This is a genomic window from Pseudomonas sp. 14A, from assembly GCF_018132745.1.
GTDB classification, from domain to species: Bacteria; Pseudomonadota; Gammaproteobacteria; order Pseudomonadales; family Pseudomonadaceae; genus Aquipseudomonas; species Aquipseudomonas mercuritolerans.
In genome coordinates this window covers 465,040-477,178 of sequence record NZ_JAGRQJ010000001.1, presented here as the reverse complement: position 1 = coordinate 477,178, position 12,139 = coordinate 465,040, and the positions used below count along the sequence as shown (strand labels likewise).

9 protein-coding genes and 2 tRNA genes are annotated in these 12,139 nt (G+C 60.0%); 4 read left to right on the top strand and 7 right to left on the bottom strand.

Annotated features, from left to right (window positions below; all coding sequences use genetic code 11):
* Positions 1-144: 144 nt before the first annotated feature.
* The 4 genes from PS14A_RS01955 to PS14A_RS01940 all read left to right on the top strand — a co-directional run bounded on the left by PS14A_RS01955 (position 145) and on the right by PS14A_RS01940 (position 3,376).
* Positions 145-231 (top strand) — tRNA-Leu (locus PS14A_RS01955).
* 180 nt (positions 232-411) lie between these two features.
* A tRNA-Leu gene (locus PS14A_RS01950) sits at positions 412-498 on the top strand.
* A 302-nt stretch (positions 499-800) separates the two neighbouring features.
* The gene (locus PS14A_RS01945) at positions 801-1,811 is read left to right on the top strand and encodes an extracellular solute-binding protein (RefSeq protein WP_212615161.1); all 1,011 of its coding nucleotides are present in this window, start codon (positions 801-803) and stop codon (positions 1,809-1,811) included.
* Complete coding sequence (locus PS14A_RS01940) at positions 1,811-3,376, top strand: iron ABC transporter permease (protein WP_186567376.1); 1,566 nt, start codon at positions 1,811-1,813, stop codon at positions 3,374-3,376. The genes PS14A_RS01945 and PS14A_RS01940 overlap by 1 nt, the downstream gene beginning before the upstream one ends.
* 80 nt (positions 3,377-3,456) lie before the next feature.
* Here the strand turns inward: PS14A_RS01940 and PS14A_RS01935 are convergent, their stop codons facing one another.
* From PS14A_RS01935 to hfq, 7 genes are all read right to left on the bottom strand, one after another.
* A complete protein-coding gene (locus PS14A_RS01935) occupies positions 3,457-5,391 on the bottom strand; it encodes a methyl-accepting chemotaxis protein (RefSeq protein ID WP_110602740.1) in 1,935 nt (644 codons plus the stop codon).
* A 139-nt stretch (positions 5,392-5,530) separates the two neighbouring features.
* Positions 5,531-6,820: an adenylosuccinate synthase gene (locus PS14A_RS01930; protein WP_016771943.1), complete on the bottom strand. Its 1,290-nt coding sequence runs from the start codon at positions 6,818-6,820 to the stop codon at positions 5,531-5,533.
* 54 nt (positions 6,821-6,874) lie between these two features.
* Positions 6,875-8,062, bottom strand: coding sequence for an ATP phosphoribosyltransferase regulatory subunit (locus PS14A_RS01925; protein WP_016771944.1), 1,188 nt, complete (start codon positions 8,060-8,062; stop codon positions 6,875-6,877).
* A 312-nt stretch (positions 8,063-8,374) separates the two neighbouring features.
* Positions 8,375-9,244 carry a protease modulator HflC gene (hflC, locus tag PS14A_RS01920; RefSeq protein WP_016771945.1) on the bottom strand — a complete coding sequence of 290 codons (870 nt, stop codon included), beginning with the start codon at positions 9,242-9,244 and terminating at the stop codon, positions 8,375-8,377.
* A complete protein-coding gene (hflK, locus tag PS14A_RS01915) occupies positions 9,244-10,410 on the bottom strand; it encodes an FtsH protease activity modulator HflK (protein ID WP_024011368.1) in 1,167 nt (388 codons plus the stop codon). Before hflK ends, hflC begins: the two co-directional genes overlap by 1 nt.
* A gap of 96 nt (positions 10,411-10,506) precedes the next feature.
* Positions 10,507-11,808: a ribosome rescue GTPase HflX gene (hflX, locus tag PS14A_RS01910; protein WP_042607805.1), complete on the bottom strand. Its 1,302-nt coding sequence runs from the start codon at positions 11,806-11,808 to the stop codon at positions 10,507-10,509.
* 12 nt (positions 11,809-11,820) lie between these two features.
* The gene (gene hfq / locus PS14A_RS01905; RefSeq protein WP_016771947.1) at positions 11,821-12,087 is read right to left on the bottom strand and encodes an RNA chaperone Hfq; all 267 of its coding nucleotides are present in this window, start codon (positions 12,085-12,087) and stop codon (positions 11,821-11,823) included.
* Positions 12,088-12,139 lie beyond the last annotated feature (52 nt).

Sequence of the window (12,139 nt, the reverse complement as noted above, 5' to 3'; positions counted from 1 at the left end):
TTTCAAGGCCCTGTATCAACGCTCTGATACGCTTTTGAACGCCGCTGGTAAAAAAATTCAGTTTTTTCTGCGGCAGGGGTTTACAGTTAAAAAGACGCTCCGTATAGTGCGCGCCATCGACGACGCACAAGCGCTTTCGATGATGCCCAGGTGGTGAAATTGGTAGACACGCCAGCTTCAGGTGCTGGTGACCTTACGGTCGTGGAAGTTCGAGTCTTCTCCTGGGCACCAATTTCGAGTTTGAGACTAGATCAGTTTCAACACTCACACAAAACCCGCGAAAGCGGGTTTTTTGCATTTGCGGGAAAGCTTTTGTTCACACTGATTTATTAAAACCAAATCAGGGGTTTACAGATCAAAAAGGCCTCCGTATAGTGCGCCACATCAACAGCGGCAACGCTTGCGATGATTGCCCAGATGGTGAAATTGGTAGACACGCCAGCTTCAGGTGCTGGTGACCTTACGGTCGTGGAAGTTCGAGTCTTCTTCTGGGCACCAATTCAAATTCAAGGTTCAGGCCTTGGATTTCACAAAAACCCGCGAAAGCGGGTTTTTGCGTTTCTGGCTTCCTGAATTTCCGCAGGTCTTGTAGGAGCTTGTAGGAGCTGACGAGTGCAACGAGGCTGCGATCTTTTGATCTTGCTGTTGCCCGTATCTTTATCATCAAAAGCAAAATCAAAAGATCGCAGCCTTCGGCAGCTCCTACAAGATCACCTTGCCCCGCACAAGGCGCACTTGAGAAACAATATCGTTTATCATTGTTGCAAGTTTTTGCAATGCGACAGTGAGGAACCCTGCGAATGACGTTTCGAAATACCCTGCGCCGAGGCCTGACCTTCACCCTCCTCGGCCTGGCACTCGCCACTCCCCTCACCCAGGCTGCCGATGCGGTTTCCCTGACTCTCTACAACGGCCAGCACAAGGAAGTCGGCGACGCGATTGCCAAGGCTTTTGAAGCCAAGACCGGCATTCACGTCAACGTGCGCAAAGGCAGCAGCAACCAGCTCGCGAGCCAGATCATCGAAGAAGGCGACCGCTCGCCCGCCGATGTGATCTACACCGAAGAGTCGCCGCCGCTGAATAACCTCGGCGAACTGGGTCTGCTGGCCAAGGCCGATGACGCCACCCTAGCGGTTTTGCCGGAAAAATACGTCGCCGCCAACGGTACCTGGATTGGCGTTACCGCCCGCGTCCGCGTGGTCGCGTTCAACCCGAAACTGATCGATGAAAAAGATCTGCCGAAATCGGTAATGGAATTTTCCGAGCCGCAGTGGCAGGGCAAGGTCGGCTTCGTCCCGACCAGTGGCGCCTTCCAGGAGCAGGCCGTAGCAATCATCAAACTGCACGGTCGCGACGCTGCGGAGGAATGGCTGACCGGTCTGCGCGCGTTCGGCAAGACCTACAGCAACAACATGGTCGCGCTCAAAGCTGTGGAAAACGGCGAAGTCGCTACCGTGCTGGTGAACAACTACTACTGGTTCGCCCTGCAACGCGAGAAAGGCAAGCTCGATTCCAAACTGCATTACTTCACCGGCGGCGACGCTGGCGGCCTGATCACCGTGTCCAGTGCTGCCGTGCTGAAATCCAGCAAACATCCAAAAGAAGCCCAGCAATTCCTCGCCTTCATGGCCAGCGAAGAAGGTCAGCGCGTGATCACTCAGACCACCGCTGAATACCCGCTGCACAAAGGCATGGAATCGGATCGCGGCCTCAAGCCGTTCAGCGAACTGGAAGCGCCGAACGTCACCCCGGCGGATCTGGGCAACGCTGAAGAAGCGCTGGAACTGGAACGCGAAGTTGGCCTGAACTGATGGCAGCATCGTTATCGGCCCCCGCCGCGCGCGGGGGTTACGTGCCACGACGCAAAAGACCGTCAATCTGGCTGGTGCTGCCGGTATTGCTACTGGTGGTCATGAGCCTGCTGCCACTGGCCTATGTCGGACTGAAAGCCTGGCAGGCCGGATGGGCCGAGGCGCTGCACCTGTTGTGGCGCCCGTATGTGTTTGGCCTGCTGCGCAACACCTTGGCATTGATGGTCGGCGTGACGGTTACCTGCGCCGTGATAGGTCTGTCGCTGGCGTGGCTGCTGGAGCGCAGCAATCTGCCAGGGCGGCGCCTGTGGGGCGTGATCCTGTGCCTGCCGTTTGCGGTGCCGGCGTTTGTCAGCAGCTTCACCTGGGTCTCGCTCAGCGCGCAATTCGAAGGCCTAGGCGGGGCGATTCTGGTGATGAGCCTGTCGAAGTATCCGCTGATCTTCCTGCCAGTTGCGGCAACCCTGCGCAATCTCGATCCCTCCCTCGAAGAATCCGCCCGCACGCTGGGACAGAATCGCTGGGGCGTGTTTTTCCGCGTCACCCTGCCGCTGCTGTGGCCATCACTGCTGGCCGGTTCGCTGCTGATTGCCCTGCACATGCTGGTGGAGTTCGGCGCGCTGTCGATCATTGGCCTGCAAACCTTCACCACGGCGATCTACCAGCAATTCGAACTGGAATTCAGCAATGCCAACGCCGCGATGCTTTCGGCGGTGTTGCTGGCGCTGTGTCTGCTGCTGTTGTGGCTGGAGCTGCGGGTGCGTGGCAAGGGCCGGCATGTGCGCACCGGCCAAGGCGCGGCGCGACAGGCTGAGCAAGTGAAGCTTGGGCCATGGGCGGCGGCAGGTCAGTTGTATTGCCTGTTGCTGGCGATTATCGGCAGCGGCGTTCCGCTGGGCATGTTGGCCTACTGGCTGGCGGTCGGCTCATCGGCGGCGTTCCCGGTAGCGGCGATCACCGAGGCGCTGTTGTCATCGCTGGCATTGTCATTGGGCGGTGCGGCGCTGTGCCTGGTGCTGGCGGTGCCGGTCGGGTTGCTGGTGGTGCGCTATAAAGGCCGATTGGCAATCTGGGCCGAACGCCTGCCTTATCTGTTGCACGCGCTGCCGGGGCTGGTGATTGCGTTGACGCTGGTGTATTTCGCCCTGCATTACGTGCCAGTGCTGTATCAGACGTCGGGCTTGCTGCTGATCGCCTATGCGCTGCTGTTCCTGCCATTGGCGCAGGCGCCGATCCGCACTGCGCTGAACAAGGCTGCACCGCAGCTGGAAGAAGCGGCGCGGACATTAGGCGCATCGTCGTTCACCGCGTTTTGCCGGGTGACCTTACCGATCATTTTCCCGGCACTGGGCGCAGCGTTTGCGCTGGTATTTCTTGATGCGATGAAGGAATTGACGGCAACGTTGCTGCTCAGCCCAACCGGACTCAATACATTGGCGACCGAAGTCTGGGCGCACACGGCGAATGTCGAGTTTGCGGCGGCGGCGCCTTATGCGGCGTTGTTGATTGTGGTCTCGGGGTTGCCGGTTTATCTGCTGACGACGCGGATGTATCTGAGCCGCTAAAAGATCGCAGCCTTCGGCAGCTCCTACATCGGAATTTGCGTTTCCCTGTAGGAGCTGCCGCAGGCTGCGATCTTTTGATCTTAAGCGCGGAATTGTCCCAGGCTAGCCTTCAATTGCGCAGCCAGACCATCCAGCACCTTGCCACTGGCCGTGGTTTCCACCACTGCCTGCGCCGCTTTCTCGGCCTGTGCATGAATCGTCTCGACTCGCCCACGCACTGCCTGTGCACCCTGCGCCTGATGCGCTGCCGCTTGTGTCGCCAGACCAATCGCCGCGTGCACCTGCTCAACCGAAGCCTGCACCGACTGCTGCAACCGCGCACTGTCGCGCAACACCAGCAAACCTTCGCTGGCCTGCCGTCCGGCCTGACCAATCGCCTCGACCGCCTCACGTGCGCCCTGCTGCAAAGCGACGATGTGCGCTTGAATATCACCCGTCGAGCTCTGCGTTTTGCTCGCCAGCGCACGCACTTCATCCGCCACCACGGCGAATCCACGCCCGGTCTCACCGGCCCGCGCCGCCTCGATCGCAGCGTTCAACGCCAGCAGGTTGGTCTGTTCAGCGATGCCATGAATCACCGTCAACACCACCTCGATTTGCTCACTCTGCTGCGCCAGTCGCTCGATGACCTTAGCCCCGGTATCGACCTGCCCGGCCAGCGCTTCGATCAGGCTGCCGACCTTGGCGGAAGTACGAGTGTTCTCATCGGTGGCCTGACGAATATCGACAACCTGCTTGAGCGCCGCCTGCATCGCCTGACTTTCCGACTGCGCTTCGTCAGCCATTTGCGACAGCGCGCGAAGGCTTTCTGCAACTTCATCGCGCTGCATTCCGGCAGCCGCATCGGCGCCAGCGTTGCGCAAAGTCATCGCGCCGATTTCCACGCCAGTGCGCTGAGCGACATCACCCGCCTCGCGTACGATCGGCTGCAATTTATCCACAAAGCGATTGACCGCCGAAGCCATGTCGCCGATTTCATCCTTGCTGTTGATCTGCACACGCTTGGTCAGGTCGCCCTCGCCCGCTGCCAGATCGTCCATCGCCGCATTGAGCATTTTCAGACGATTGACCACACGATGACCGAGCACCACGGCCAGCAACAGCAGCACGCCACAACCGACCAGTGCCAGGCCAAGGCCGATACGCCAGCGCAGTGTCGCGGCAGCGTCTTGAACGGTTTGTGCGGTGTTGGCTTTCATTTCGCCAGCGGTGCCCTGCGCCGATTGCAGGCGCGCCTGCATTGCCTTGGCGCTGTCCGCCGCTGCGCCTTTGAGGCTGTCGCCGACCAATTGATCGCTGCTGGCAATCAGCGCCAGGAAGCGCTTGTCGAGCTCGGCCAGATCGGTTTCTACCGAGGCCGTGGATACGCCCATCAGCACTTTGCCGATTTCCACGCCATTGGGATTGATCGAGGCCTCGAGGTAGTAGACCGAAGGATCATTCTTCGCCGCATCCAGCACTTTATCCAGCGCACGCTCGCCCTGACCTTTTTCCAGCAAGGCCTTGTTGATTGGGTTTTCACGGTTGAGATAACGGGTCAGGTGCTGGCCGGTGGCGTCGTCATACACCACGAACAGCACGTTGGGATTGCGCTGGGCGCGACGAGCGAACTCCGAGAGCGTCGGCACGTCGCTGTCCCACATGGCACGCGGCGCTACGGATGCAAGCAACTGCGCCATGTCGTTGGCGGAATCCTTGAGATCCTTTTCCAGCGTCGCCCGCAGCTGCGCCTGCTCTTCCTTGAGGCGCGCCGACAGGCCAGCCGTCAGGCGCTGACGAGTACTGGCTGACAGCGCATCAAGACTCGAAGTGACTTCACGCCCGGCCTGCTCCAGCTCACCGGAGAGCTTCTGGCTGTCGGCGCCCAGGCGCACGGCCAGATCGGCCTCGAGCGCCGTGACCGTGCTCCGCGTCAGGGCAACCGCCACCAACACCTGCACCAAAAGGGCGATACCAAGGGTAACGAACACCGGCCGCAACAAACGGCTTTGTAACAGTGAGAGAACGGCTGACACTTTAAATCCCTCTACTTCTGACGCCATTAATTTGATGGCACTCTTGTAGACAGATTCACAGCAAAGGTCATGCCGTCCAACAGGCATAAACGACAAAGGCCCCGATTAAGGGGCCTTTGTTTTTTACATCAACGACTTATCAGGCAAACGGATGACGCAGAACGATGGTTTCGTTGCGGTCCGGACCCGTCGAAATAATGTCGATCGGCGCGCCGATCAACTCTTCAACGCGTTTGATGTAGGCACGAGCATTGGCCGGCAGCTCTTCCAGGGTCTTGGCACCCACGGTCGATTCGCTCCAGCCCGGCACTTCTTCGTACACCGGCTGCAGGCCGACGTAGCTGTCAGCATCGGTCGGCGCAACAGCATTGCCCTGCGCATCTTTATAGCCAACGCAGATGTTGATGGTTTCCAGACCGTCGAGTACGTCCAGCTTGGTCAGGCAGATGCCCGAAATGCTGTTCACGTCGATAGCGCGACGCAGGATGACGGCGTCAAACCAGCCGCAACGACGGGCGCGACCAGTGGTGGCGCCGAACTCGTGACCTTGCTTGGCCAGGTGCGCACCGACTTCGTCAAACAGCTCGGTCGGGAACGGGCCGGAACCGACGCGAGTGGTGTAGGCCTTGGTGATGCCCAGGATGTAGTCGAGGAACATCGGACCAACGCCCGAACCGGTCGCCACGCCACCCGCGGTGGTGTTGGAGCTGGTCACGTACGGGTAGGTGCCGTGGTCGATGTCGAGCAACGAACCTTGCGCGCCTTCGAACATAATGTCCTTGCCGGCACGACGCAGGTCGTGCAGCTCGGCAGTCACGTCGAGCATCAGCGGCTTGAGCAGCTCAGCGTATTCCTTGCACTCGGCCAGGGTCTTTTCGAATTCGATGGCTGGCTCTTTGTAGTAACCGACCAGCATGAAGTTGTGGTAATCCACCAGTTCACGCAGCTTGTCTTCGAAGCGCGGCATGTTCAGCAGGTCGCCGACACGCAGGCCACGACGGGCAACCTTGTCTTCGTAAGCCGGGCCGATGCCGCGACCGGTGGTACCGATCTTCAGCTCGCCACGGGCCTTTTCACGGGCCTGGTCCAGCGCAACGTGGAAGGACAGGATCAGCGGGCAGGACGGGCTGATACGCAGGCGCTCGCGCACCGGTACGCCTTTCTCTTCCAGCTTGGTGATCTCGCGCAGCAGGGCGTCAGGTGCAACCACCACGCCGTTGCCGATCAGGCATTGCACGCCTTCGCGCAGCACGCCCGACGGAATCAGGTGCAAGACGGTTTTCTCGCCGTCGATCACCAGCGTGTGACCCGCGTTGTGGCCACCCTGGTAGCGCACTACGGCGGCAGCATGTTCGGTCAGCAGATCAACGATCTTGCCTTTGCCCTCATCACCCCACTGGGTGCCCAGGACTACGACATTCTTACCCATAACACTTGTCCTCATTCGCGCAAACTTGGTGCCGGCGATGGCCGGCAGGAAAACTCAAGAAGCCAGTGGCGATACTTGCCAAAGCCCGTTCTGCTGAATCAATTGCCGGTCGCAGTCCGCATCACGGGCGGCGGCCAAAGGTTGTCCAGGCAAGGCCTGAACGACACGCTGACCCTCACTGCGCAACTGGCAAACCTGCTGCCAGAGTGCCGCATCCGTACTGTCAGGCATCCAGATACCGCCAGACGGTAGCTCGATCTCAGCACGCCCCAGGGTCACCAGGGTTTTCAAATCGGTAGAGAAACCAGTCGCCGGACGGGCGCGACCGAAGTCGGCACCGATGTCATCGTAACGACCGCCCTGAGCGATGGACTGGCCAACGCCCGGCACGAACACCGCGAACACCACACCGGTGTGGTAGTGGTAGCCGCGCAACTCGCCGAGGTCGAAATACAGCGGCAGCTGCGGGAAGCGCACGGAAAGACGCTCGGCGATCGCCAGCAGATCTTCCAGCGCCGCCAGCACCGGCGCCGGCGCATTGGCCAGACGCTCGCGGGCAGCGCTCAACACTTCCCGGCCGCCACACAGATCAACCAGTGCGCGCAGCATGCCCGACAGATCGGCCGGCAGGCCTTCGGTCAGGGTAATCACTTCATCGATGGCCTTGCGCTGCAGGGCATCGAACAACTGCTGCTCGACTTCACCGGACAGACCGGCGGCACGCGCCAGACCACGGTAGATGCCGACATGGCCGAGGTCCATGTGCACGTCCGGCACATCGGCCAGTTGCAGCATGGCCAGCATCAGGCTGATGACTTCGACGTCGCTGCTCGGGCTGGCGTCGCCGTACAGCTCGGCGCCCAGCTGGATCGGGCTGCGCGAGGACGACAATGCACGCGGCTGGGCATGCAGGACGCTGCCGGCGTAGCACAGACGGCTCGGGCCTTCGCGACGCAGGGTGTGCGCATCGATGCGCGCTACTTGCGGCGTGATGTCGGCGCGGAAACCCATCTGCCGGCCCGATTGCGGGTCGATGACCTTGAAGGTACGCAGATCCAGGTCCTGGCCCGCGCCGGTCAGCAGGGATTCCAGGTACTCGATATGGGGAGTCACGACAAACTCGTAACCCCAGCTCTGGAACAGATCCAACACCTGACGACGCGCGACTTCAATGCGCGCCGCCTCCGGTGGCAGTACTTCTTCGATGCCATCTGGCAGCAGCCAGCGGTCTACCGTTGCCATTACGCCATTCCCCTTTGATCCGGGCGGCCAGCACTAGGCGAGCCTTGAGTGAAGCAGAAAATGACCGGGGCGTTCAAAACGCACGCGCATGAACGACGCAGCGAAAGGCCGGCTGGCGGCTTCGCCCATCACTTTCCTCGAAAAACGCTCGGGCCCTACAAACCCGAAGCCTGCAACAAAAACAGCAATCAAACGTGCAGACGCAAAAAAGCCGGGAATTTCCCGGCTGCCGCATCATACACACGTTTTCCGAAAGGATCACCCCGCCCGAGGTTTTAGCCGCCGGGCGGACTGATTCAGGTCAACGTCGTATCAAGGTTTGGCTTTTTCCAGATAACGGAAGAAGTCGCTACTTGGGTCGAGGACCAGGACGTCGGATTTGTTCGCGAAGCTTTCACGGTAGGCACGCAGGCTACGGTAGAAACCGTAGAACTCCTGGTCCTGGCCGTAGGCCTTGGAGTAGATCGCAGCAGCCTGGGCGTCACCGTCACCGCGAACCTCTTCGGATTCACGATAGGCTTCGGCCAGCAGCACGCGGCGTTGACGATCGGCGTCGGCACGGATGCCTTCGGCCAGCTCGTTACCCTTGGCGCGGTGCTCACGAGCTTCACGCTCACGCTCGGTGCTCATGCGTTCGAACACGCTGCGGTTCACTTCCTTCGGCAGATCGATGGCCTTGACCCGGACATCGACCACTTCGATACCCAGCTCTTTTTCCGCCATCTTGTTCAGCGACGCAGTGATGTCAGCCATCAGCGCATCACGCTCACCCGACACCACTTCGTGCAGGGTGCGCTTGCCGAACTGGTCACGCAGACCGGATTCGAGACGACGGGACAAACGCTCGTCGGCGATCTGCTTCAGACCCGAAGTCGCGGTGTAGAAGCGCTCGGCATCTTTGACCCGCCACTTGGCGTAGGCATCGACCATTACGGCTTTCTTTTCCAGAGTCAGGAAGCGTTGCGTCGGTGCATCCAGCGTCAGCAGACGCGCGTCGAATTTGCGCACCTGGTTGACGTAAGGCACTTTCACATGCAGACCCGGCTGGACATCGGCCTGAACCACACGACCGAATTGCAGCAGCACCGCGCGCTCGGTCTGAGCGACGATGTAGAAGCAATTCCAGCCCACCAGTACCACAACGACGCCAACGATCAGGGCGATCAGCGATTTATTGCTCATCAGCGGGTCTCCCTTGTACGCGTCTGCGGCACGTCGGTGACATGCGGCGTGACGTCCGTGTTGTTGCTGGCGGCCGAACCGGTCACCGGTGCATTACCCGAACTGTTCTGGATCATCTTGTCCAACGGCAGGTAGAGCAGATTGCTCTGGCCGTTCTTGTTGCCGGTCACGAGGACCTTGCTGGTGTTGCTGAAGACTTCCTGCATGGTGTCCAGGTACAGACGCTCGCGGGTGACTTCAGGTGCCTTGCGATACTCGGCGACCAGTTTGGTAAAGCGATCGGCCTCACCCTTGGCGCGCGAGATGGTCTCGTCGCGATAACCGTTGGCATCTTCGATGATGCGCTGGGCCTGACCACGGGCTTCCGGCACAACGCCGTTGGCGTAGGTTTCAGCCTGGTTGCGCGAACGCTGCTCGTCTTCACGGGCGCGGATCACGTCATCGAAGGCTTCCTGTACTTCACGCGGTGCCGCTGCGCTCTGTACGTTGACCTGGGTGACGGTGATACCGGTGCGATAGGTATCGAGGAAACGTTGCAGACGCTCCTTGATTTCGCTGGCCATCAATTCACGACCTTCGGTCAGCACCTGGTCCATGGCGGTGGAACCGACCACGTGACGCAGCGCACTTTCAGTCGCGTGCTGCAGGCTGATTTCCGGCTGATCGACGTTCAGCACGAAGTCCTGCAGGTTGCTGATCTTGTACTGCACGGTCAGCGGCACTTCGACGATGTTCTCGTCTTCAGTCAGCATCTGGCCCTGCTTGGTGTACGCACGCTCACGCGTCACGTTCTCCATGTACTTCTTGTCGATCGGCGGGAAGTAGATGTTCAGGCCCGGGCCGACAGTCTCGTAGTACTTGCCGAAGCGCAGCACCACGGCTTGCTCCTGCTCGTCCACCACGTAGACCGCGCTGTACAGCCAGACAGCCGCCAGCACCACCAGGCCGATGCCGAGCAGACCGCCGAAGCCGCCACTGCTGCGCCCCGATCCGCCGCCGTCATCACCGCGTTTCTTACCACCACCGAACAACCCGTTCAGGCTTTCCTGCAGCTTTCGGAAGGCCTCGTCGAGATCCGGTGGTCCCTTGCGGTCGCCGTTATTGCGGCGCTTGCCACCCCAGGGATCCTGATTATTCGAGTTGCCACCCGGCTCATTCCAAGCCATAGCGCTCTCCATCTGATAAAGCAAAGACGCACCCACGGCGCGCCGACCAATGCTACAGAATGCCTGCCGTTGCGGCACAACCGCTTTGTCAGGCTTTTATTGCAAAGTGTGTTGCTCGATGAATTCCATCGGCTGCAATCCTTCGCGGCTTACCAATCGATTCAGCTCGATCCGGGGCAAACGAACGGCCAGCAGGCTGACACCTTCTTCATCGTATTCTTCTTTCTGCACCGCACCGAGTTCGAAGAACTGCGCACGCAGTCGAGCGAAGCGTTGCGGCAAGCGCAAGGTACCGACGAACAGATCACTGCCGAGCAACTCGGCGATGGCCTGTTCAAGCAACTCCAGACCGCTGCCATCACGCGCCGAGAGCCAGACCCGTTGCGGCTTGCCATCGGCATCGCGCTGGATCTGCGGCTCGACGCCCTCAAGCAAATCGAGTTTGTTATAGACCTCGAGGATCGGCAAGTCCTGGGCACCAATCTCGCCCAGCACCACCATTACCTGCTCGATCTGCAACATGCGATCCGGTTCGGCCGCATCGATCACGTGCAGCAGCAGGTCGGAATTGCTCGACTCTTCGAGCGTAGACCGAAATGCCTCGACCAGCTTGTGCGGCAGGTGACGAATGAACCCCACGGTGTCGGCGAGGACAATCGGACCGAGGTCGTCAAGCTCCAGCCGGCGCAGGGTCGGGTCGAGTGTGGCGAACAGTTGATCGGCCGCGTACACGTCGGATTTCGTCACGTTGTTGAAGAGTGTCGATTTGCCGGCGTTGGTGTACCCCACCAGCGAAACGGTCGGGATATCCGCGCGGGACCGGCCACGGCGCGACTGCTCGCGCTGACTGCGCACCTTCTCCAGCCGCCCCTTGATCTGACGCAGGCGAACCCGCAGCAGACGGCGGTCGGTTTCCAGCTGGGTTTCACCCGGACCGCGCATACCGATACCGCCACCCTGACGCTCAAGGTGAGTCCAGCCGCGAACCAGCCGCGTGCTCATGTGGTCAAGCTGGGCCAGTTCGACCTGCAGCTTGCCCTCATGGGTACGGGCGCGTTGGGCAAAAATATCGAGAATCAGCCCGGTACGGTCGATCACGCGGCACTCGAAAACACGTTCGAGGTTGCGTTCCTGACTGGGCGTGAGGATGTGATTGAAAATCACCAGATCGGCTTCTTCAGCCTTGACCAGGTCGCGCAGTTCTTCGACCTTGCCGCTGCCGATCAGATATTTGGCGGTTGGCCGATGACGCGGCACGTTAAAAAACGCGACGGTCTCGGCGCCAGCCGAATTTGCCAACTCCTGAAACTCCTGCGGATCTTCGCGCGCCTCAGGGTCCTGTCCATCCAAGTGAACGAGGATGACTCGTTCACCACCACCGTGGCGCTCAAAGAACAAAGGAGACTCCTATCAGGCGTTACCCGGCGCTGCATCGGCATCGCCCTGTTCGTTTTCGGTTGCGCTAGGCAGACGAATTGGACGAACCGGCACGACGGTCGAGATAGCGTGTTTGTAGACCATCTGGCTTACGGTGTTTTTCAGCAGGATCACGAACTGGTCGAACGACTCGATCGTCCCTTGCAGCTTGATACCGTTGACCAGGTAGATGGAAACCCCGACTTTCTCTTTACGTAAAGTGTTCAGGTAAGGGTCTTGTAGCGAATGCCCTTTTGACATGTGCCGCACTCCTTTAAGGATTCAATAATGAAAAACAGGTGAATTCAGATGG